Raw genomic sequence first — 20,309 nt, forward strand, 5'->3', positions numbered from 1 at the left:
GCGCACTGTCCTAACGAGGCCGCGCGGCGGGTCAAGTCCGCGCGTCATCCTGCGCGCGCGGATTGCATGGCGCGCGCAAGGCGCTATAGGGCAGCCATGCGCAGGGCCGAGATTCACCGCAACACTGCGGAAACGCAGATCGACGTCACCGTCAACCTCGACGGCACGGGCGTCTATTCCGTTTCGACCGGCATCGGCTTCCTCGACCATATGATCGAGCAATTGTCGCGCCATTCGCTGATCGACATGGACGTGAAGACGGTGGGCGACCTGCATGTCGACCAGCATCACACGACCGAGGATACCGCCATCGCCATCGGCGAGGCGGTCGCCAGGGCGCTGGGCGACAAGCGCGGCATATCCCGCTACGGCACCGCCTATGCGCCGATGGACGAGACGCTGACGCGCGTGGCGCTCGACATTTCGGGGCGGCCGTGGCTGGTGTTCAAGGCGCCCTTCACCGTGGAGCGGCTGGGCGAATGGGACACCGAGCTGATCGAACACTGGTTCCAGAGCTTCGCGCAGGCGGCGGGGATCACGCTGCATGTCGAAAATCTCCATGGCGGCAATAACCACCATATCGTCGAAAGCTGCTTCAAGGGGCTGGCGCGGGCGTTGCGGCAGGCGGTCGAGATCGACCCGCGCAAGGCGGACGCGATCCCTTCGACCAAGGGGATGCTGTGACGGTCCTTGCCCTTATCGACTATGGCGCGGGCAATCTTCATTCGGTCCATAACGCCCTGCGGAAAGCAGGCGCGCGGGATGTGACGATCACCGCCGACGCCGATGCGGTGGCGAAGGCCGACCGGATCGTGCTGCCGGGCGTGGGCGCTTTCCGGGCCTGCCGCGACGCGCTGGTCGCGATCCCCGGCATGGTCGAGGCGATGGACGAAGCCGTCAACGGGCGCGGGACGCCCTTTCTGGGCGTGTGCGTGGGGATGCAGTTGCTCGCCGGCGCGGGCGAGGAGTTCGGGCGGCATGAAGGGCTGGGCTGGATTCCCGGAACCGTCAAGCTGATCGAACCGCGCGATCCGGCGATCAAGGTGCCGCATATGGGCTGGAACGACGTGATCCTGCGGGGCGCGCCGCCGCTGCTGGAGGCGGGGGAAGCCTATTTCCTGCACAGCTATCATTTCGAAGCCGACGATCCGGCGCATGTCGCCGCCGTCACCGACCATGGCGGGCCGCTGGCCGCCGCCGTGGCGCGCGACACCATCATCGGCTGCCAGTTTCACCCGGAAAAGAGCCAGAGCTACGGCCTTTCCTTCCTCTCCCGCTTTCTGGAGTGGCGTCCTTGAGCCTGATCGTCTTTCCCGCCATCGACCTCAAGGGCGGACAGGTCGTCCGCCTGGCCGAGGGCGACATGAACCGCGCCACCGTTTATGGCGACGATCCCGCCGCGCAGGCTTTGCTCTTCGCGGAGGCGGGCGCGCAGCATCTGCATGTGGTGGACCTCGACGGCAGCTTCGCGGGCCATGCGGTCAATGCCGAGGCGGTGGAGAAGATCGTCGCGGCCTTCCCCGGCCATGTGCAGCTGGGCGGCGGCATCCGCAATCGCGAGGCGGTGGAACGCTGGTTCGACATCGGCGTATCGCGGATCGTGATCGGGACGGCGGCGCTCAAAGACCCGGCCTTCGTCAAGGCGGCGGCGCGGGATTTCCCCGGCGGGATCGTGGTCGCGGTGGATGCGCGGGACGGCTTCGTCGCGACGGACGGCTGGGCGGAGAAGTCCGACATGCCGGTGGTCGACCTCGCCCGGCGGTTCGAGGATGCGGGGGTGGCGAGCCTGCTCTTCACCGATGTGGGGCGCGACGGGCTGCTGAAAGGATGCAATATCGACGCGACCGTCGACCTGGCGCGGGCGACCGCCATTCCGGTGATCGCCAGCGGCGGCGTGGCGGGGATCGCGGATATTCGCGTGCTGAGCCTTCACGCGGACGAGGGGATCGAGGGCGTCATCACCGGGCGGGCGCTCTATGACGGGCGGCTGGACCTCAAGACCGCGCTGGCGGTCGCGCGGGCGGCGGCATGACCGTCCGCACCCGCGTCATCCCCTGCCTCGACGTGGCCCATGGCCGCGTGGTCAAGGGCGTGAACTTCGTCGACCTGCGCGATGCGGGCGATCCGGTCGAGCAGGCGAAAATCTATGACGCGGCAGGAGCGGACGAACTCTGCTTCCTCGACATCACCGCCAGCCATGAGGCGCGGGGCACCATCCTCGACGTGGTGCGGCGCACGGCGGAGGTCTGCTTCATGCCCGTGACCGTCGGCGGCGGCGTGCGCGGCGCGGAGGATGCGCGGGCGCTGCTGCTCGCCGGGGCGGACAAGGTGGCGGTGAACAGCGCCGCCGTGGCGCGACCCGACGTGGTGGCGGAGATCGCCGACCGCTTCGGCAGCCAGTGCGTCGTGGGATCGGTCGATGCGCGGCGCGTGGGTGAGGGCCGGTGGGAAATCTTCACCCATGGCGGGCGCAAGCCGACCGGGATCGACGCGCTGGACCATGCGGTGCGGCTGGCGGAACGGGGCGCGGGAGAATTGCTGGTCACCTCGATGGACGGGGACGGCACGAAACAGGGCTATGACCTTGCGCTCACCCGCGCCATCGCCGACGCCGTATCCGTGCCGGTGATCGCGAGCGGGGGCGTCGGAACCCTCGAACATCTGGTGGAAGGCGTGATCGAGGGCCATGCCAGCGCCGTGCTGGCGGCATCCATCTTCCATTTCGGGCAGCATACGATCGCGCAGGCGCACCGGGCGCTGGCGGCGGCTGGCGTGCCGGTGCGATCCGCCTGAAAAGCTGGAAAAGCGTCGGCTGATCTTACATTAACCAAAGTGCCCGGAAGGCCATTAACCTTTTTGAGCAGCGCAAATGCGCCGCCCGGTCCTTTCTGGCACGGCTCCTGCTTAACTCTCCTGCATCATGTTCTGGGAAACAGGGAGTAAGAGGATGAAGATGAACAAGTTGCTTCTCGCCGTTGGCGTCGCCGGCCTGGTCGGCGCGGCCACCCCCGCCAATGCGACCTTCGGCTGCTGGTTCGGCGGCAAGTGCGGCGGCGGTTCGTCCTCGGGCGGCCACTCCTCGTCGGGCGGCAACAGCAGCTCGGGCGGTTCGTCGGGCGGCGCGACGCAGGTGCCCGAGCCGGAACAGCTCGGCCTGTTCGCCATGGGCATCGCGGTGCTCGGCGCCCGCGCCTTCCGCGCCCGCCGCAAGCGCAAATAAGCGCTTCGTACACGGATTTCGGTTGACGGGTCGCGTGCCGGGCGCTTGATGGCGCCATGCGCGCGACCCTTCATCATCTGGAACAGACCATCGCGGAGCGGCGGAGCGCCGATCCGTCGCAATCCTATGTGGCGAAGCTGACCGCCAAGGGGCGCGGCAAGATCGCGCAGAAGGTCGGCGAAGAAGCGGTCGAGACCGTCATAGCGGCCCTGAGCGGCGAGAGCGCCGAAATCGTCGGCGAAAGCGCCGACCTGCTGTTCCATTGGCTCATGCTGCTGGCCGATTGCGGCGTATCGCTCGATTCCGTGCTGGATGAACTGGAACGGCGCGAGGGACTGTCGGGGCTGGCGGAAAAGGCGGCGCGCAAGGAGTGATGCGGTTTTTCAGGCGACTGCCGGCCCTGCCTTGCCTTGACAGCTAGTCGAAGGGGACAGGCTGAGTTTACCGAAGGCCGTCCCGCACCTCTCTTCGTCCGGCGGAGGGCTTCGACAAGCTCAGCCCGAACGGAAATCGAGTGTCTGGAATCCGCCCATCATCGCCTCCGGATAAATATTGCCTCACCGGCGTTTCTGCTTCAGCTTCGGTGGAAAGACGATGGAGGGCATCATGGTGCGGACGATCCTGGGCGGACTGCTGGGCGGGTTCGCCCTGTATATCACCGGCTTCATCTTCTGGGGGACGCCGCTGGGCGCGCTGGCCTTCCACAGGGCCGATCCGCAGGCGGGCGCCAATCTCCAGGCCGCCATGGCGCAGGCGCTCAATCCCACCGGCACCGGCGTCTATATCGTGCCCGACCCCGCGACCGCGCAGGGCACCGTGCTGTTCGGCAAGGGGCCGGTCGCGCAGATCTTCTACAATAGCGGCGGGTTTCCGGTGACGGACGGCTCCGCGCTGATCGGCGGGTTCGTGCTGGCGCTCGCGGTGGGCGTCGTCATCGCGCTGGCGCTGCGCTTCACGGCGGCGGATTTCGGAAGCCGGGCGCGCGTGGTGCTGCTCTTCGCGCTGGCGGGGGCGCTGTGGCTGCATGTCGGGCAGGCGGTCTTCAACCATGCGCCATGGGGTTATATCCTCTACAAGGCGCTCAGCGATTTCGTGGGGCTGGCGGTCGCCGGGCTGGTCGCCGCGAAGCTGATGGAGCCCAGGACGGCGGCTTCGCCCGCGGCCGACACCCTTCACTGACGAAGCGCCACCGGCGAGCCAGGCCGCGAACGTTGCCCGAAAGACATAGGGCGAACGGGCAATGGCTCGTCCCATCCTCTTTTACGCGATCGGAGTTTGATCGCGGCAGGCTTTGCGCTATCTGGACCAGCATGAACCGTCCCCATCCGATCCTTTTTTCCAGTGCCTTGGCGCTGACTCTCGCCGCCATGCCGGTTGCCGCGCAACCGCCCGCGCCCACGTCCATCCTGCCTCCGCCGGTGTCGGCGCCGCCGGTCATGCCCGCGCCCGTGGCGCCGCCCGCCATCGTGACGCCGCCGCCCCTTCCGCTGCCGCCGCTCTCGTCCGCGCAGGAGAAATGGCTGAACGACTGGCTGCGCAGGGGCGCGGCCGAAGGGCTGATGGCGAAGAGCAAGGCGGGAACCGCGCTGTCGGGCGACGCGCTGCTGTCGGCCACGCTGGACCGCGCGCGGGCGCTCAGCACCGGGCGGGTCGATACGGCCGACTTCCTCAATATCTGGGCGCTGCGCCCCGCGCCCTTCGACCCGCGCCCGTCGCTGGCGAAGGCGATCGCGGAGGACCGGCTGCCGCAATGGGCCGCCACGCTGACGCCGCCCTGGTCGGGCTATGACGGGCTGCGCAAGGGCCTCGTCAATTATGAGCGCATCCGCGATACGGGCGGCTGGCCGAAGCTGAGCGCGGATTCCTCGCCCGACGCGATCCGCAAGCGGCTCGCCATCGAGGACAAGGCGGTCACGCCCGACGAGAAGCTGGTGGACGCCATCCAGCGGGCGCAGCGCCGCTACGGCCTCAATCCCACGGGGCAGCTCGGCACGCGGACGCTGGCGGAACTCAACGTGCCGGTGGAGGACCGCATCGCCGCGATCATGGCGAACATGGAACGCTGGCGCTGGATGCCGCGCACCCTGCCCGTCAACCGGGTCCAGGTGAACATCGCCGCCGCCGTGCTGACCATGTTCGAAGGCGACCAGCCGGTGAAGTCGATGCGCGCCGTCACGGGCAGCCCGGACAACCAGACGCCGATGCTGGCGTCGAGCATCCATTCGATCGTCGTCAATCCGCCCTGGAACGTCCCCGCCTCCATCGCGAAGAAGGAGTTGTTCCCCAAGGGCCGCGCGACGCTGATCCGGCAGGGATACAAGATCGTCGGCACGCCGGGCGGCGGCGAGCGGATCGTGCAGCCCGCCGGGCCGAACAGCGCGCTCGGCCGGTTGAAGTTCGATTTCAACAACCCCTTCGCGGTCTATCTGCACGACACCCCATCGCGGGCGAAGTTCCAGAGTTACGACCGGCTGGCCAGCCATGGCTGCATCCGCCTCGAAAAGCCGGTGCCGCTCGCCGAGATGATGGTGGCGGGCGATCCGCAGCTGGCTGGGCAGATCCAGTCGCTGATCGACGAAGGCAAGACGCAGCGGGTGTCGCTGCCCAGCGAGGTCGCCGTCTATCTGCTCTACTGGACCGCCTTCGCGGGGAGCGACGGGGTGATGAACTTCCGGTCCGACCCCTATGGCTGGGACAAGCTGCTCGCCCAGAAGATCGAGGCGTCCAGCCGCCGCCTGGACCCCACCGCCGACCATTCCACCGCCATTGCATCCAAGGATTGATCCCATGCGCAAGATCGCCCTTTTCGCCCTTTGCGGCGCGCTCGCCCTTTCCGCCTGCGGGAAGAAGGAAGAGGAAGCGCCCGCGACCAACAATCTGGTCGAACCGCCGGTCGAGAATGTCATCATCGAAGAACCGGATGCCGTCCCGAACGTCAGCCAAAACCTCACCAACAGCGCGCCCGCCGCGCCGCCGCCCGAAGTGTCCGATGACCAGCAGATGCTGGACGACGCCGCCGCCACGGGCATGACGTCGCGCCTGCCTTCGCAGGCCGAGGCGGACCATCACGCCGACGAAGCGAATAACACGAGCGGTTGATGCGCAGCGCGGCGGCCTTGGACCGGGGCCGCCGCTCTGCTATATTGATTCGATGGATCGCCGCAGTTTTACGAAGTTCGCTTTGAGCGGACTGGCCTTATCGTTTCTTTCCGACAGCATCGGCAAGGCCGCCGCGCCGGAAATGCCGTCTCCCCGGAATGCGCCTCCCGCGCCGGTTCCCGCCGCGCCGCGCGCCGTTTCCTTCGCGGGCAAGCCTTATGAGCGGCTGCTGGAAAAGGCGAAGGCGGCGCTGGACAGCCATGCCCATGCCTTCACCCTGCGCGACCGGATCGCCATCGCCGATTTCAACGCGCCCTCGCGCGACCTGCGGCTGCATGTGGTGGACCTGATCGGCGGGCAGTCCAGTTCCTATCTGGTCGCCCATGGCCGCGGATCGGACCCCGGACATTCCGGCTGGCTCCAGAGCTTCTCCAACGAGCCCAATTCGCTGGCGAGTTCGTCCGGCGCCTACCGGACGGGCGACATCTATTTCGGCCAGCATGGGCAGGCGATGCGCCTCATCGGGCTGGACCCGACCAACAACAATGCCGAAAACCGCGCCATCGTCATCCATGGCGCGGACTATGTGAGCGAGGACCATATCGCCGCATGGGGCAAATGCGGGCGCAGCGAAGGCTGCCTGGCGGTGGCGCGGCACATGCTGCCGCAACTGGTCGGGCTGCTGGGCCCGGACCGCATGGTCTATGCGGACAAGGTCCTGGTGGCGGGGGCCTAGACCCGGATGTGCGGGACGCTCCGGCTTGATGGCCGGCGAGGGCGGTTTGCGTGCGGCCTGCTTTTTCCATTCCGTTCGCCCTGAGCCCATTCCGTTCACCCTGGGCAAAGTCGAAGGGCAGGACCGGCCGTAGGGAAGCCACTTCGCTCCGATCAGCGGCGGGCCCTTCGACAAGCTCAGCCCGAACGGATGAACCAGCGTCCTCGAATGGCCGATATCCGCCGATCGCCGGATATAATCGGCGGTCTCGCGCATTGCCCTCTTGGAAACAGGGCGCCCGCTGGCGCATTAGGTCATCATGAAGTCCATTCGCGTCGCAAGCTACAATATCCGCAAGGCCATCGGCACCGACCGCCGCCGAATCCCCGAACGGGTGATCGACGTCATCAATGAAGTGGATGCCGACATCGTCGCGCTTCAGGAGGCCGACCGGCGGTTCGGCATTCGATCCGCTGCCCTCCCGCCGCTGCTGCTCGACAGCCAGAGCGGGTACAAGGCCGTGCCGCTCAATGTGCAGACCGACTCGATGGGGTGGCATGGCAACGCCATCCTCGTCCGCAAGGAGACGCAGGTCGCGGCCTATGACGTGATCCACCTGCCCTGCCTGGAGCCGCGCGGCGCGACCATGGCGGAAGTCACGCTGGACGGCGCGAAGCTGCGCGTGTTCGGGATGCATCTGGACCTGTCGGGCCTGTGGCGGCGGCGGCAGGCTTCGGCGATGATCCATGCGGCAGCGCAGGGGGAAGCCATGCCCACGGTGCTGATGGGCGACCTCAACGAATGGAGCGCGGACCGGGGCTGCCTGGCCGACTTCGCGCGGCATTTCAGCTTCGCGCCGTGCGGGCGGAGCTTCCATGCGCGGCGGCCGGTGGCGCGGCTGGACCGGATCATGCATTGCGGCAGGCTGAGACTGGTGGACAGCGGCGTGCATGAAAGCGCGGCGGCGCGCAAGGCGTCGGACCATCTGCCGATCTGGGCGGAGTTCGCGATTGGCTGACGCCCTCTCGACAAGCCCGGCCCGCTCTGCGATCCATGGGGCATGAGGGAGAAGGAACTCCGGCTGGCGCTGGTCTGCTATGGCGGGATCAGCCTTGCGGTCTACATGCACGGCATCAGCAAGGAAATCTGGCGGCTGGCGCGGGCGAGCCGGTCCTTCCATGACGGGACGCCGGCCGAAGGCAGCACCGAGGCCGTCTATCGCCGCCTGCTGGAAGCGATGGCGCGGGAAAGCGGCATCAAGCTGCGCATCATGCCCGACATCATCGCCGGGGCCAGCGCGGGCGGGATCAACGGCATCTTCCTGGCGCAGGCGATCGAGACGGGACAGTCACTGGAGCCATTGACCGACATGTGGCTGGAAAATGCCGATGTCGACCAGTTGCTGGACCCCGATGCGCGGCCCGCGCGGGCGATCACGAAATTCTGGGCGGCGCCGCTGGTGTGGATGGCGGCGCGGCGGCCCGGCGACACGGTGGAGCGCACGGTCGCCCCCGACACGCGGGAGGAGGTGCGGCAGAAACTGTCCCGCTTCATCCGGTCGCGCTGGTTCGAGCCGCCCTTCGGCGGGGAGATATTCTCCGCCATGATCCTCGATGCCTTCGACGCGATGGCGGCGACGGGGCGCGGCCCTTCGCTGCTGCCGGACGGGCATCCGCTGGACCTGTTCGTCACCGTCACCGATTTCGAGGGCCATCCGCAAAGCCTGACGCTCAACAGCCCGCCGCAGGTGATCGAGACGGAACATCGCCTGTCCATCGGCTTCCGCGCGGAAGGGCATGGCGCGCGGCCCTTCGCCGATGCGGTGGAACTGGTCTTCGCGGCGCGGGCGACGGCGAGTTTTCCGGGCGCCTTCCCGCCCTTCACCGTGCGGGAGCTGGATGCGGTGCTGAAGCATCGCCATCGCGCATGGCCGACGCGCGACGCCTTCCTCGCGCGCGCCCTGCCCCGCCATGTGGCGCAGGGCGTGGCGGAGGATGCGGTGCTGATCGACGGATCGGTGCTGGCCAACGCCCCCTTCGCCCAGGCCATCGGCGCGCTCAGGAACCGGCCGTCCCGGCGGGAGGTGGATCGCCGCTTCGTCTATATCGACCCCAAGCCGGGGCATCGTTCCATCCGCCTGAACCGCGAAGGCGAGCAAATGGAGGAGGAACGCAACGACACGCGGCTTCCCGGTTTCTTCCGCACCATTTTCGGCGCGCTGAGCGACATTCCGCGCGAACAGCCGATCCGCGACAATCTGGAGGCGATCGACCGCCATTCGTCGGGCATCCGCCGCATGATGCGGATATTGCACGCGCTGCGCCCCGGCATCGAGGCGGAGGTCGAGAACGCCATCGGCGGGATGCTGTTCCTCGACCGGCCGACCCCGGCGCGCCTGTCGAACTGGCGCGCCAAGGCGCAGCAGCGGGCGGCGGCTTCGGCCGGGTTCGCCTTTCCGGCCTATGGGCATCTGAAATTGTCGGGCATCGTCGAATCGCTGGCGGAGCGGCTGTTCTGCCTCAGCGGGGAGGAAAGCCCGATGATGCGCGAAAGCTATCGCCAGGCCGTCTGGGCGGAAGTGCGCGCGACCGGGGCGGACAAGCTGACCGAGGATGCCGGGCCGTCCTCCGCGCCGGTGCAGTTCTTCCGCACGCATGACATGGCGTTCCGGGTGCGGCGGCTGCGTTTCCTGGCGCGGCGCCTGACCGAGGCGCTGGAGATCGAGAGCGCGGCGGACGAGGCGGCGGTCGAAAAGCTGCGCGACGCCATCTATCAGGCGCTGGCCCATTATACCGAATGCGACCAGGCGGATTTCCATGGGGAAGCCGTGCGCGCCGCCGCGCGGGAGGTGCCGACCGACGCCGCCGCCGCCCTCGCCGCGCTGGCGCGGGAACGCGACCTGCGCGCGCGGGACGAGGCGGCGGACATGATGCTGGCCGATGCGCTGGCGGCGCTGCCGAAGAAGGAGCGGCGGACGATGCTGCTCGCTTATCTGGGCTTCCCCTTCTACGATATCGCCACCCTGCCGCTGCTCCAGGGGGAATCGCTGGACGAATATGATCCGATCAAGGTGGACCGCATTTCACCGGAGGATTGCACCGCGATCCGCTCGGGCGGCGCGGAGGCGACGCTCAAGGGGATCGAGTTCAACAGTTTCGGCGCTTTCTTCAGCCGCGCCTATCGGGAAAACGACTATCTGTGGGGGCGGCTGCATGGCGTGGAGCGGCTGCTGGACATCGTGAATTCGACAATGCCCGCAGCAAGCCGCCTTTCGCCCGAACGGCTCGCCGACTATAGGCGGGAGGCGTTTCTGGCGATCCTGGACGAGGAGGAGGAAAGGCTGCCGCATGTCGCGGACCTGATCGCCAGCCTGCGGAAGGAGATCGGATGACCGCTCGTGCGACCCTGATGGCGATGACGATGCTGGCCTTCGCCGGCGGCTGCTCGTCATCGGGCGGAGAGCGCGGCGCCGATCCCGCGCGGCAGGAAAGCGCCGTGTCCACGACGCCCGTCTCCGCGCCGCCGCCGTTGGCGGAAGCGCCGCGACCACGCCCTCCCCTGCCCGCCAAGGCCAGGGACCTGCCGCCCGACAAGATGCTGTCGTCGATCGAGACCGAAACCGCCATGCAGGCGAAAATGCCGGACGAACAGCCTTTGTCCGACCCCGGTCGCCCGCCCTATCGCCCGGTCGACCTCCCGGCTTCGGGATCGACCGCGCCCGTCGCGCCCTTCCCGCAGGAGGTGACGAACTATATGGTCGAGCGCGACAGTTGCGACCATTTCCGGGGCGAGGAACCCTATGACGCGGACCGGCGCGCCTATCTGGCGGAAAATATAGCGGAACTGTGCACCGGGACGGACGGACGGCTGGCGGCGCTTCGGATGCGCTATGCCGACGATCCCACGGTGCTCGCCGCGCTTTCGGGCTATGAGGAGCGGATCGAAAGCGGATCGGGCAGCGGCAAATATATCGGGAAGTGATCCGGGAGGATTGCGGAGGCGGTATCGAAGGGCGGTTTGCTGTCCCTACTTCCGCTGTTCCGCCACGAATTCGCTGATGGCCTGTCCGCTGGCGTTGAGGAGGGGATAGGTGCGGGCGTCGGAGAGCCAGTCGGGGCGGCGGGCGCCACTGCCGTAGACGGTGTCGTAGACGAGGCTGAAGGCCAGGAAGAGCAAGGTCGCGCCGATCAGGCCCTTGACCGCGCCGAAGCCGCCGCCCAGCACGCGGTCGACAGGGCCGAGGATCGACTGGCGCGTCCGCTTGCCGATGGCGTGGGCGAGGAGCTTGCCCGCCGCGAAGGTCACGCCGAAGACCAATAGCAGCGCCAGCATGGCCGCGCCGCTTTCCGTGCCGATGAGCGGCGTCAGCAGCTCCGCGACCGAGGCATGGAACAGGCGGATCGCGAAGATCGCCAGCACCCAGGCGATGAGCGAGAGGGTTTCCTGCACGAAACCGCGCAACAGGCCGAAGATGGCGCAGCCGCCGATGGCGAGCAGGACGAGGATGTCGACGGCGTTCATGGCCTGGCTGGCTATCCGCGCCCGAGCATCTGGTCAACAAGCTGCGACAGGGCGCGATAGCCGCTGACGGAGATGCCCTTCACGCCGTCCGCGGCGGCGGCCGGAATATATGCACGATTGAAGCCGAGCTTCGCCGATTCGCGCAGGCGCAGCGGGGCGTGGGCGACCGGGCGGATTTCGCCCGACAGAGCGATCTCGCCGAAGAGGACGACATCGGCGGGGACGGGACGTTCGGTCAAAGCGGAGATGAGCGCGGCGGCGACGGCGAGATCCGCCGCCGGGTCCGACAGGCGGTATCCGCCCGCGACGTTCAGATAGACTTCGCAGGTGGAGAAGCTGAGGCCGCAACGCGCCTCCAGCACGGCGAGGATCATGGCGAGCCGCCCGCTGTCCCAGCCGACCACCGCGCGGCGGGGCGTGGCTCCGCTGGAGAGGCGGACGACCAGCGCCTGTATTTCGACCAGCACCGGGCGCGTGCCTTCCAATGCGGGGAAGACCGTCGCGCCGGTCACGCTTTCGTCGCGATGGGTGAGGAACAGCGCGGAGGGATTGGCGACTTCCTCCAGCCCTTCGGCGACCATGGCGAAGACGCCGATCTCGTCCGTGCCGCCGAAGCGGTTCTTGATCGCGCGCAGGATGCGATACTGGTGGCTGCGCTCGCCCTCGAAGCTCAGGACGGTATCGACCATATGTTCGAGCACGCGGGGACCCGCGATGCTGCCGTCCTTGGTCACATGGCCGACCATGACGAGCGCGGTGCCGCGCTGCTTGGCGAAGCGGATGAGTTCCTGGGCCGAGGCGCGGACCTGGCTGACGGTGCCGGGCGCGCCTTCGATCAGGTCGCTGTGCATCGTCTGGATCGAATCGATGACGAGCAGCGCGGGCGGCTCGCCCTCCCCCAAGGTCGTGAGGATGTCGCGGACGGAGGTGGCGCTGGCAAGCTGCACGGGAGCGTCGCCAAGACCGAGGCGCCGGGCGCGCAGGCGCACCTGATCGGCGGCTTCCTCCCCGCTGATATAGGCGACGGCAAGGCCGCGCGCGGCGATGCGGGCGGCGGCTTGCAGCAGCAGCGTGGACTTGCCGATGCCGGGGTCGCCGCCGATCAGCGTGGCCGAGCCGGAGACGATGCCGCCGCCCAGCGCACGGTCGAATTCCGCGATGCCGGTGCCGGTGCGGTCGGGAAGCTGGACCGCGCTGTCGAGACCGACGAGGGAGATGGCGCGGCCCCCGGTCTGAAGGTCGTGGCGCGAGGAGAAAACGGTTTCGGCGGCTTCCTCGACGATGCTGTTCCATTCGCCGCAATCGTCGCACTGGCCCTGCCACCGGCTCGATACGGCGCCGCATTGCTGACAGACGAATTTGCGCTTTGCCTTGGCCATGAAGGAGGCATATCAGAACATATGCGGAACGCAATCCCGTTGGCGCCGGGGCGGGCATCTTTCAAAGGGAACAACGGGAAGATGCGGTGGGATTGGGCGGAGAGCGGATATAAGTCCTCCCCCTTCAGAGGAGGGGAAAACAGAATGCCCGCCATTGGCCGCTGCCGGTCATTGGGGATCGGGCACGCGCAACCCGCCTCATTTTGATGAAGCATTGCTCCCTAGACTCGCCGCCTCGCGGGCCAGTGCCTCGATCCGTGCGGGATCGACCGGGCCTTTCGGCACGACCCAGCTTCCGCCCACGCATTTTACGAAGGGTTCGGCGAGCCATTGGGGGGCGCTTTGCGCCGTGATGCCGCCGGTGGGGCAGAAGCGGGCTTCGTGGAGCGGGGCGGCCAGAGCTTTCAAGGCGGGGAGGCCGCCGGAGGTCTCGGCGGGGAAGAATTTGAAGTGGGTGAGACCCAAGTCCATGCCGCGCATAATGTCGCCTGCCGTGGCCGTGCCGGGGAGGAACGGGATGTTCGCGGCGATGGCGGCCCGGGCCAAAGGTTCAGTGAGGCCGGGGCTGACGATGAAGCGCGCGCCTGCTTCCATGGCGGCGTCGAGTTGCTGCGGGTTGAGGACAGTGCCCGCGCCGACGACCGCGCCTTCGACCTTTGCCATTTCGCGGATCACGTCCAGGGCGGCGGGCGTGCGCAGGGTGACTTCCAGCGCGGGGAGGCCGCCCTTCACCAGCGCCTGCGCGATGGGGAGCGCGTCCTCCACCCGTTCCACCACCAGCACGGGGATGACGGGGGCCAGTTCCATCACCTGAGCGACATCGAGCGGCATTTCACTTCTTCTCCCGGAAGGCGGCGGCGGCGCCGAACAGCCCGATCTCGTCATGCAGGGCAAGGCGGATGGGAATGGATTTCATGAGGCTTTCGAAACGGCCCTTGGCGGTGAAGCGGCTGTGAAAACCGCTTTGGGGCAGAAGGTCGCGCATCCGCTGGGTGAGGCCCCCCGCCAGCACGACCGCATGGGGGCCGTGGGCCAGCGCCAGATCGCCCGCGACCGCGCCATAGCAAAGGCAGAAACGGTCGAAGGCGGTACGGGCGAAGGGGTCGCTTCCGTCCAGCGCGGCCTGCCAGAGTGCGGGGTCCTCCATCAGCAGGATGCGTTCATGGCCGATGGTCGCCATCGCCTTGTAGATATTGTTGAGACCGGGGCCGGACACGATCCGCTCGACCGACACGCGCAGGAATTTGTCGCGCAGATAGTCGAGGATTTTCTCCTCCATCGTGTCGAGCGGCGCGAAATTCATATGCCCGCCCTCGGTCGCCATGACGTGAGGCACGCCGTCGTCATAGGCGATCATCGCGACGCCAAGGCCGGTGCCGGGGCCGATCACCGTCACGCCGCCATCGTCGGGGAAAGGCCGGTCCTCGCCGAAGAGAAGCGGCAGGTTCTCGGGCGGCAGGCGGGTGACGGCGTGGGCGACCGCTTCGAAATCGTTGACGAGGCGCATCTGGTCGAGGCCCAGTTCATCGTCCAGCGTCTCGGGGCGGATGACCCAATTGCTGTTGGTGAGCTTGATGACGTCGCGGCCGATGGCGGTGGCGAAGGCGATGGAGGCGGCTTTGGGGAGGTCGCCTCCCTCCTCCTGCGCGAAGGCGGCCCAGCAGGCTTGCAGGCTGGGATAGTCAGCGACCTTGTATTTGCGGACCTTGCCAAGCATTGGGACGCCCTGCGCGTCGACCGTTGCGCGGGCGAAGCGGGCGTTGGTGCCGCCGATGTCGGCTGCGATGATGTCGGTCATGATCCTAGCTCGCTTTCCATCGCCGCGAGGATGGGTGATGCGCCCGCTTCGGCCAGATCGCTGTGCTGGCGGAAGAGCGCGAACAGTTCGCGGCCGGTGTCGTAGGGCGGCGGCGGGGCTGGCGGCGCGGGACGGGCTTCCCATTCGGCGGCGTCCACCAGCGCCTCGACCGAGCCGGTCTGGGCGCAGACGCGGACCGGATCGCCGTCGCGCAGTTTGCCGATGGGGCCGCCGCCCAGGGCTTCGGGCGAAAGGTGGATGGCGGCGGGCACCTTGCCCGAAGCGCCGGACATGCGGCCGTCGGTCAGCAGCGCGACCTTGAAGCCGCGATCCTGCAACACGCCCAATGCCGGGGTAAGCTTGTGGAGTTCGGGCATCCCGTTGGCGCGTGGACCCTGAAAGCGGACGACGACGACCACGTCGCGTTCCAGTTCGCCCGCCTTGAAGGCGCGCAGCACGTCGTCCTGATCGTGGAAAACGGCGGCGGGAGCTTCGATGGTCCAGCGGGAGGGATCGACAGCGCTCACCTTCATGACGCAGCGGCCGAGATTGCCCGCGAGCAGCTTCATGCCGCCGTCCGGGCTGAAGGGACTGGAGACGGGCCGGAGCATCGCGTCGTCGCGGGATGCGGGGACTTCGCGCCATGTGAGCGCCTCATCCTCCAGCACCGGCTCCTTGCCGTAATCGGTAAGGTCGGCGCGGGCGACGGTCAGGATGTCGCGGTGCAGCAGCCCGTTGTCGAGCAGCTCGCGAATGACATAGGCCATGCCGCCCGCCGCCTCGAACGCGTTCACGTCGCCCGATCCATTGGGATAGACGCGGGCGAGCAGCGGCACGGCTTCCGACAGTTCGGCGAAGTCGGTCCAGTCGACGCTGATCCCGGCGGCTCGCGCCATGGCGGGGACGTGGATGGCGTGATTAGTGGAGCCGCCTGTCGCCATCAGGCCGATGATGGCGTTCACGATGGCCTTTTCATCGATGCAATGGCCGAGCGGACGATAATCCTTCCCGTCCCATCCTATGTCGGCGAGCCGGTGGACGGCGGCGCGGGTGAGTTCGCTGCGCAGCTTCGTGCCGGGGTTGACGAAGGCGGCGCCGGGCATGTGGAGACCCATCACCTCCATCATCATCTGGTTGCTGTTCGCCGTGCCGTAGAAGGTGCAGGTGCCAGCGCCGTGATAGCTGGCGCTTTCGGCTTCGAGCAGTTCGGTCTTGCCGACCTTTCCTTCCGCATAAAGCTGGCGGATGCGGACCTTTTCCTTGTTGGAGAGGCCGGACGGCATGGGGCCTGCCGGGATCAGGATCGTGGGCAGATGCCCGAAACGCAGCGCGCCGATCAGGAGGCCGGGCACGATCTTGTCGCAGATGCCGAGCAGCAGCGCGCCTTCGAACATGGCGTGGCTGAGCGCCACGGCGGTGCCGAGCGCGATGGTGTCGCGGGAAAAGAGCGACAGGTCCATGCCCGCCTGCCCCTGCGTCACGCCGTCGCACATGGCGGGGACGCCGCCCGCCACCTGCGCCGTCGCGCCGACTTCGCGGGCGGCGATCTTGATGGCTTCGGGATAGCGGCCATAGGGCTGATGCGCGGAGAGCATGTCGTTATAGGCGGTGACGATGCCCATGTTCATCGACCCGCCGGTGCGGATGACGGGCTTGTCCTCCCCGCTCGCCGCGAATCCGTGGGCGAGGTTGCCGCAGGACAGTTGCGCGCGGTTGGTGCCCGCGTCGCGGCCCCGCTCGATCAGGTCGAGATATTGGCGGCGGCGCGCGGCGCTCCTCCGGACGATGCGGTCGGTGACCCTGGCGATCACCGGGTTGAGGTCAGTCATGCCAGCTTGCTCCATCGCGTTCGATAAGGGCAATGGCCGAAGACGGTCCCCAGTTCCCCGACGCATAGGGGGAAATCTTCATTCCGGCTGCCTTCCAGCCATCGATGATGGAATCGATCCATGTCCATTGCGCCTCCACCTCGTCGCGGCGGACGAAAAGGGTCTGGTCGCCCGCCAGCAGGTCGAGCAGCAGCCGCTCATAGGCGATGCGGCGGCGCTGTCCGGCGAAGGCGGCGGTGAGGGATACGTCGAGCGACACTTCCTCCAGATGGACCTGCCGTTCGAGGCCGGGGCGTTTGCTCATGATGAGCAGGCGGATATATTCCTCCGGCTGGAGGCGGATGATGAGGGTGTTGGGTTCCAGACCCGAACCCCCGCCCCCATGCTGTCCGTCGCGGCCGAAGATGGAGTGGCGGACGGGCTTGAACTGGATCAGGATTTCCGACTGGCGGGCGGGCATCCGCTTGCCGGTGCGGAGGTAAAAGGGCACGCCCTGCCAGCGCCAGTTGTCGATATGGGCTTTCAAGGCGACGAAGGTTTCGGTGTCGGAGGACTTGCCCAGTTCGTCGGCATAGCCGGTGACGATCTGGCCGCCGACCGCGCCGGGGGTATATTGGCCGCGGACGCTGTGGGTCTTGACGGTTTCGGCGGTCATCGGGCGGAGCGAACGGAGCGCCTTCACCTTCTCGTCGCGCACGGCGGTGGGGTCCATGCGGGCGGGCGGTTCCATCGCGATGATGGAGAGGATCTGGAGCACATGGTTCTGCACCATGTCGCGCAGCGCGCCCACGCCGTCATAATAGGAGACGCGGCCTTCAAGGCCCACCGTCTCGCCCACGGTGATCTGCACATGGTCGATGGCCGACGCGTTCCACAGCGGTTCGAACATGACGTTGCCGAAGCGCAGGGCGAGGAGGTTCTGGACCGTTTCCTTGCCCAGATAATGGTCGACGCGGAAAATCTGGTCCTCCGCGAACAGCGCGCCGATGGCGTCGTTGACCTGCTTCGAGGAGGCGAGGTCCTTGCCGATGGGCTTTTCCATGGCGATCCGGGTCTTGGACGTGATGAGGCCCGCCTCCGCCAGCCCCTGCGCGGTGGGCGCGAAGAGCGAGGGCGGCGTCGACAGATAGACCGACAGGCCGCGCTCCAGCCGCCCGTCGAGCCGCTCGGCCAGCGCCGCGAACTGCTCCGCATTGCCCGCCTCCACCGGCTGATAGCAGATGATCGCGGCGAGCCGGTCGGCCACGGCTGGATCATGACGGTCGGCGGGGAGGAATCGGGGCAGGCTTTCCTGGATGTCCTTGCGGAAGGCATCGTCCGTCATGTCGGAACGGCCCGACGCGATGACGAGGAAGTCGTCGGGCAACAGCCCGTCCGCCAGCAGATTGTAGAGCGAGGGAAAGATCATCCGGTGCGCCAGATCGCCGGTGGCGCCGAAGAGCAGGAACGTGGCAGACGGTTCGGTCAAAGGATCGCCCTTTTCCGTTGGAGTGTTATGTCTGCACGAAGCCGCCCTTATAGCGGGCCGCTTTGGAGACGCAAGACAGGCTATCGGGCCGGGTCCGCTCCCGCAATATGAGGCGGACATTATCCGTTCCGATCCCGCGCGGTGATTTTTGGCTGGACGGCTGGGCCGGTTTTTGTCATCTGGCCCTCCGCAACCATGCGCGGGCGTGGTGAAATTGGTAGACGCGCCGGACTCAAAAGCATGTGCTAATCAATAGGTTAGACACAAAACATAGCAAAAACAGTCGTTTAATGGCATAATTGAAAGATGAACGGCTAGCACAGCGCTAGCACAAAATCGCTCATGAGGTGCCCGGCTATGACGACCACCGCTCGCCACAAGCTTTTGGACGGAAAAGTCCAACTCTATATGCGTTCAAACAGCCCGCATTGGCAGTGCTCCTGCTCAATCGCGGGCAAGCAGATGCGAACCAGTACAAAGGAAGAGAGCCTAGCCCGCGCCAAGGACGTGGCGCGGGACTGGTATCTCGGCCTGATGGGAAAATACCGTGCTGGAGAGATTAAAGAAGGCACGCCCTTCCGAAAAGCGGCGCAGCAGTTCCTTGCCGAATATACCATCATCACCGAAGGCGAGCGGAACGCGAAGTATGTGGAGGGCCACGGCATCCGCCTTCGCGTTCATCTGCTCCCGTTTTTCGGTGACAAAATGGTGGAGGAAATCACTCCCGGCCTCGTGCAAGAGTACCGCGCCCATCGCATGACGTCGCGGGTCGATAGGGAGGGAAACCCCAAGCGGCCCGCACGTTCGACCATCCATTCTGAAATCATCACTCTTCGCCACGTCCTGAAAACAGCCCAGCGGCATGGCTGGCTGCCCTATCTGCCGGATATTTCCGCACCCTATAAAACCTCAGGAAAAATCGCTCACCGCGCTTGGTTCTCTCCGACGGAGTATAAGGAGCTTTACAAGGCGACTGGCGAGCGGGCGAAGAACCCGAAAAAGGAACGCTGGCGCTCGGCTTGCGAAGACCTCCACGACTATGTGCTATTCATGGTGAACAGCGGCCTGCGTCCCGACGAGGCAAAGCGCATTGAGGTGCGCGACGTGGAGATCGCCACCGAAGGCGCCAAGGGTGAGCGCATCCTTCATATCGCGGTGCGTGGCAAACGTGGCGTGGGCTATTGCAAGACTATGCCGGGAGCGGTGCTCCCGTTCACGCGGATGAAGAAGCGCCACAATCTCGGCCCCACTGATCTTATTTTCCCTAAGATTCAAAGGGAACTTTTTAACACCATCCTCGACGAACTCGGCATGAAGGAGGATAGGGAAGGCAATCCGCGCACGGCGTATAGCCTGCGCCACACCTATATTAGCTTCCGACTCATGGAAGGAGCTGACATTTATCAAGTTGCCAAAAATTGCCGAACCAGCGTTGAGATGATTGAAAAATTCTACGCTTCCCATATTAAGGACATGATTGACGCTTCCGCCATCAATACACGAAGGAAGAAGCGCTAATCGAGATCATTGACGGCAGGCTGCTGATTGTAGTCAAATGGCCGTCCAGTTGGTTGACGTGACGGCCTCCGCGCCGCATAGGCACAGCCACATGCGGGCGTGGTGAAATGGTAGACACGAGGGTCTCAAAAACCCTTTCCTCACGGAGTGTCGGTTCGAGTCCGACCGCCCGCACCAACTTTCTAGTTTTGAGGTATCGCCTTGCGAGGCTTCCGCCATAATTCCCGCCGTGGACCTGTCTTTATCTTACCCAGTCATGGACGATGGATGATCGTCTACAATGGCGAGGAACTGGGCTCTTACCATTCTCCCGGCGCCGCCGCAGATGACGCGGCAGGCGGGCATACATTCTCCCCATCAAATGGAATCGACCTTGGCGACCTGAACCTTTCGCCTGACATAGCAGATTGGGAAACGATCTAATCCAATAAAGCGCCGAACGGCGATTTTATGCCAGCCTGAGCAGCCTCGTTGGCTGGCTTTCGCGAAGGTCCGCCCTGAACAGGGCGGACCGCTGGCCGTCAGGTTCCCGAACGGGAACCGGCCATCGCAGTATGTTCATCAACTTCCGCTCCTTAAATGATATGCCTTCCGCACACCGGCAGCGGGTACCACGCCTCCGCCTGCATCAACCTTCGGGAGAAGCGGCAGAAGAGGGAAGGCCGCCCAGCCGATGTTTCGGCGATACGCCGTGGCCGCGCCACCGGATAGCCAATGGCTCACATCACGCTCCGAGCGATGCTTTCGCTTGGGTATGACCTT

21 protein-coding genes and 1 tRNA gene are annotated in these 20,309 nt (G+C 66.3%); 16 read left to right on the forward strand and 6 right to left on the reverse strand.

Annotation, left to right across the window (positions count from 1 at the left end):
* Positions 1 to 96: 96 nt before the first annotated feature.
* The 13 genes from hisB to SCLO_RS07160 all read left to right on the forward strand — a co-directional run bounded on the left by hisB (position 97) and on the right by SCLO_RS07160 (position 11,015).
* Positions 97 to 684, forward strand: a complete 588-nt coding sequence (gene hisB, locus SCLO_RS07100; RefSeq protein ID WP_066516982.1) for an imidazoleglycerol-phosphate dehydratase HisB — start codon at positions 97 to 99, stop codon at positions 682 to 684.
* Entirely contained in the window at positions 681 to 1,298 is a 618-nt protein-coding gene (gene hisH, locus SCLO_RS07105) for an imidazole glycerol phosphate synthase subunit HisH (protein WP_066516979.1), read from the forward strand. Before hisB ends, hisH begins: the two co-directional genes overlap by 4 nt.
* Entirely contained in the window at positions 1,295 to 2,032 is a 738-nt protein-coding gene (gene hisA, locus SCLO_RS07110) for a 1-(5-phosphoribosyl)-5-[(5-phosphoribosylamino)methylideneamino]imidazole-4-carboxamide isomerase (protein ID WP_066517041.1), read from the forward strand. The genes hisH and hisA overlap by 4 nt, the downstream gene beginning before the upstream one ends.
* On the forward strand, positions 2,029 to 2,793 hold the full coding sequence (gene hisF / locus SCLO_RS07115; RefSeq protein WP_066516977.1) for an imidazole glycerol phosphate synthase subunit HisF: 765 nt from the start codon (positions 2,029 to 2,031) through the stop codon (positions 2,791 to 2,793). Before hisA ends, hisF begins: the two co-directional genes overlap by 4 nt.
* Before the next feature lie 154 nt (positions 2,794 to 2,947).
* The gene (locus SCLO_RS07120) at positions 2,948 to 3,220 is read left to right on the forward strand and encodes a PEP-CTERM sorting domain-containing protein (protein ID WP_066516976.1); all 273 of its coding nucleotides are present in this window, start codon (positions 2,948 to 2,950) and stop codon (positions 3,218 to 3,220) included.
* A 56-nt stretch (positions 3,221 to 3,276) separates the two neighbouring features.
* Complete coding sequence (locus SCLO_RS07125) at positions 3,277 to 3,594, forward strand: phosphoribosyl-ATP diphosphatase (RefSeq protein WP_066516975.1); 318 nt, start codon at positions 3,277 to 3,279, stop codon at positions 3,592 to 3,594.
* A 232-nt stretch (positions 3,595 to 3,826) separates the two neighbouring features.
* Complete coding sequence (locus SCLO_RS07130) at positions 3,827 to 4,399, forward strand: hypothetical protein (protein ID WP_174521954.1); 573 nt, start codon at positions 3,827 to 3,829, stop codon at positions 4,397 to 4,399.
* Between the two features lie 131 nt (positions 4,400 to 4,530).
* Entirely contained in the window at positions 4,531 to 6,003 is a 1,473-nt protein-coding gene (locus SCLO_RS07135) for a L,D-transpeptidase family protein (RefSeq protein ID WP_066516974.1), read from the forward strand.
* Between the two features lie 4 nt (positions 6,004 to 6,007).
* Positions 6,008 to 6,319: a hypothetical protein gene (locus SCLO_RS07140; RefSeq protein WP_066516973.1), complete on the forward strand. Its 312-nt coding sequence runs from the start codon at positions 6,008 to 6,010 to the stop codon at positions 6,317 to 6,319.
* 52 nt (positions 6,320 to 6,371) lie between these two features.
* The gene (locus SCLO_RS07145) at positions 6,372 to 7,055 is read left to right on the forward strand and encodes a murein L,D-transpeptidase catalytic domain family protein (RefSeq protein WP_066516971.1); all 684 of its coding nucleotides are present in this window, start codon (positions 6,372 to 6,374) and stop codon (positions 7,053 to 7,055) included.
* Between the two features lie 298 nt (positions 7,056 to 7,353).
* Complete coding sequence (locus SCLO_RS07150; RefSeq protein ID WP_066516969.1) at positions 7,354 to 8,052, forward strand: endonuclease/exonuclease/phosphatase family protein; 699 nt, start codon at positions 7,354 to 7,356, stop codon at positions 8,050 to 8,052.
* A 42-nt stretch (positions 8,053 to 8,094) separates the two neighbouring features.
* Complete coding sequence (locus SCLO_RS07155) at positions 8,095 to 10,425, forward strand: patatin-like protein (RefSeq protein WP_066516968.1); 2,331 nt, start codon at positions 8,095 to 8,097, stop codon at positions 10,423 to 10,425.
* Positions 10,422 to 11,015: a hypothetical protein gene (locus tag SCLO_RS07160; RefSeq protein ID WP_096362106.1), complete on the forward strand. Its 594-nt coding sequence runs from the start codon at positions 10,422 to 10,424 to the stop codon at positions 11,013 to 11,015. The genes SCLO_RS07155 and SCLO_RS07160 overlap by 4 nt, the downstream gene beginning before the upstream one ends.
* A 45-nt stretch (positions 11,016 to 11,060) precedes the next feature.
* Here the strand turns inward: SCLO_RS07160 and SCLO_RS07165 are convergent, their stop codons facing one another.
* From SCLO_RS07165 to zwf, 6 genes are all read right to left on the reverse strand, one after another.
* Positions 11,061 to 11,555 carry a CvpA family protein gene (locus tag SCLO_RS07165; RefSeq protein ID WP_066516967.1) on the reverse strand — a complete coding sequence of 165 codons (495 nt, stop codon included), beginning with the start codon at positions 11,553 to 11,555 and terminating at the stop codon, positions 11,061 to 11,063.
* A gap of 11 nt (positions 11,556 to 11,566) precedes the next feature.
* Complete coding sequence (gene radA, locus SCLO_RS07170) at positions 11,567 to 12,934, reverse strand: DNA repair protein RadA (RefSeq protein WP_066516965.1); 1,368 nt, start codon at positions 12,932 to 12,934, stop codon at positions 11,567 to 11,569.
* A 198-nt stretch (positions 12,935 to 13,132) separates the two neighbouring features.
* The gene (gene eda / locus SCLO_RS07175; RefSeq protein ID WP_066516964.1) at positions 13,133 to 13,765 is read right to left on the reverse strand and encodes a bifunctional 4-hydroxy-2-oxoglutarate aldolase/2-dehydro-3-deoxy-phosphogluconate aldolase; all 633 of its coding nucleotides are present in this window, start codon (positions 13,763 to 13,765) and stop codon (positions 13,133 to 13,135) included.
* 1 nt (position 13,766) lies between these two features.
* A complete protein-coding gene (gene glk / locus SCLO_RS07180; RefSeq protein WP_066516963.1) occupies positions 13,767 to 14,732 on the reverse strand; it encodes a glucokinase in 966 nt (321 codons plus the stop codon).
* Complete coding sequence (edd, locus tag SCLO_RS07185; RefSeq protein WP_066516961.1) at positions 14,729 to 16,561, reverse strand: phosphogluconate dehydratase; 1,833 nt, start codon at positions 16,559 to 16,561, stop codon at positions 14,729 to 14,731. The genes glk and edd overlap by 4 nt, the downstream gene beginning before the upstream one ends.
* A complete protein-coding gene (gene zwf, locus SCLO_RS07190) occupies positions 16,554 to 18,029 on the reverse strand; it encodes a glucose-6-phosphate dehydrogenase (protein ID WP_066516960.1) in 1,476 nt (491 codons plus the stop codon). Before zwf ends, edd begins: the two co-directional genes overlap by 8 nt.
* A gap of 357 nt (positions 18,030 to 18,386) precedes the next feature.
* Between zwf and SCLO_RS07195 the strand changes: the two genes are divergently transcribed.
* The 3 genes from SCLO_RS07195 to SCLO_RS23280 all read left to right on the forward strand — a co-directional run bounded on the left by SCLO_RS07195 (position 18,387) and on the right by SCLO_RS23280 (position 19,970).
* The gene (locus SCLO_RS07195) at positions 18,387 to 19,547 is read left to right on the forward strand and encodes a tyrosine-type recombinase/integrase (protein ID WP_066516958.1); all 1,161 of its coding nucleotides are present in this window, start codon (positions 18,387 to 18,389) and stop codon (positions 19,545 to 19,547) included.
* A gap of 93 nt (positions 19,548 to 19,640) precedes the next feature.
* Positions 19,641 to 19,724, forward strand: a tRNA-Leu gene (locus tag SCLO_RS07200).
* 90 nt (positions 19,725 to 19,814) lie between these two features.
* The gene (locus SCLO_RS23280; protein ID WP_157080311.1) at positions 19,815 to 19,970 is read left to right on the forward strand and encodes a hypothetical protein; all 156 of its coding nucleotides are present in this window, start codon (positions 19,815 to 19,817) and stop codon (positions 19,968 to 19,970) included.
* The last annotated feature ends 339 nt before the right edge of the window (positions 19,971 to 20,309 follow it).

It is taken from the genome of Sphingobium cloacae (assembly GCF_002355855.1).
GTDB classification, from domain to species: domain Bacteria; phylum Pseudomonadota; class Alphaproteobacteria; order Sphingomonadales; family Sphingomonadaceae; genus Sphingobium; species Sphingobium cloacae.

What these genes read in the sequence shown, in the direction of transcription:
- radA (WP_066516965.1), bottom strand. Translation starts at nt 12,934, where the DNA reads ATGGCCAAGGCAAAGCGCAAATTCGTCTGTCAGCAATGCGGCGCCGTA.
- SCLO_RS07140 (WP_066516973.1), top strand. Translation starts at nt 6,008, where the DNA reads ATGCGCAAGATCGCCCTTTTCGCCCTTTGCGGCGCGCTCGCCCTTTCC.
- hisF (WP_066516977.1), top strand. Translation starts at nt 2,029, where the DNA reads ATGACCGTCCGCACCCGCGTCATCCCCTGCCTCGACGTGGCCCATGGC.
- SCLO_RS07145 (WP_066516971.1), top strand. Translation starts at nt 6,372, where the DNA reads ATGGATCGCCGCAGTTTTACGAAGTTCGCTTTGAGCGGACTGGCCTTA.
- edd (WP_066516961.1), bottom strand. Translation starts at nt 16,561, where the DNA reads ATGACTGACCTCAACCCGGTGATCGCCAGGGTCACCGACCGCATCGTC.
- eda (WP_066516964.1), bottom strand. Translation starts at nt 13,765, where the DNA reads ATGCCGCTCGATGTCGCTCAGGTGATGGAACTGGCCCCCGTCATCCCC.
- SCLO_RS07150 (WP_066516969.1), top strand. Translation starts at nt 7,354, where the DNA reads ATGAAGTCCATTCGCGTCGCAAGCTACAATATCCGCAAGGCCATCGGC.
- SCLO_RS07160 (WP_096362106.1), top strand. Translation starts at nt 10,422, where the DNA reads ATGACCGCTCGTGCGACCCTGATGGCGATGACGATGCTGGCCTTCGCC.
- SCLO_RS07135 (WP_066516974.1), top strand. Translation starts at nt 4,531, where the DNA reads ATGAACCGTCCCCATCCGATCCTTTTTTCCAGTGCCTTGGCGCTGACT.
- SCLO_RS07195 (WP_066516958.1), top strand. Translation starts at nt 18,387, where the DNA reads ATGACGACCACCGCTCGCCACAAGCTTTTGGACGGAAAAGTCCAACTC.
- hisB (WP_066516982.1), top strand. Translation starts at nt 97, where the DNA reads ATGCGCAGGGCCGAGATTCACCGCAACACTGCGGAAACGCAGATCGAC.
- SCLO_RS23280 (WP_157080311.1), top strand. Translation starts at nt 19,815, where the DNA reads ATGATCGTCTACAATGGCGAGGAACTGGGCTCTTACCATTCTCCCGGC.
- SCLO_RS07120 (WP_066516976.1), top strand. Translation starts at nt 2,948, where the DNA reads ATGAAGATGAACAAGTTGCTTCTCGCCGTTGGCGTCGCCGGCCTGGTC.
- SCLO_RS07130 (WP_174521954.1), top strand. Translation starts at nt 3,827, where the DNA reads ATGGTGCGGACGATCCTGGGCGGACTGCTGGGCGGGTTCGCCCTGTAT.
- SCLO_RS07165 (WP_066516967.1), bottom strand. Translation starts at nt 11,555, where the DNA reads ATGAACGCCGTCGACATCCTCGTCCTGCTCGCCATCGGCGGCTGCGCC.
- SCLO_RS07155 (WP_066516968.1), top strand. Translation starts at nt 8,095, where the DNA reads ATGAGGGAGAAGGAACTCCGGCTGGCGCTGGTCTGCTATGGCGGGATC.
- SCLO_RS07125 (WP_066516975.1), top strand. Translation starts at nt 3,277, where the DNA reads ATGCGCGCGACCCTTCATCATCTGGAACAGACCATCGCGGAGCGGCGG.
- glk (WP_066516963.1), bottom strand. Translation starts at nt 14,732, where the DNA reads ATGACCGACATCATCGCAGCCGACATCGGCGGCACCAACGCCCGCTTC.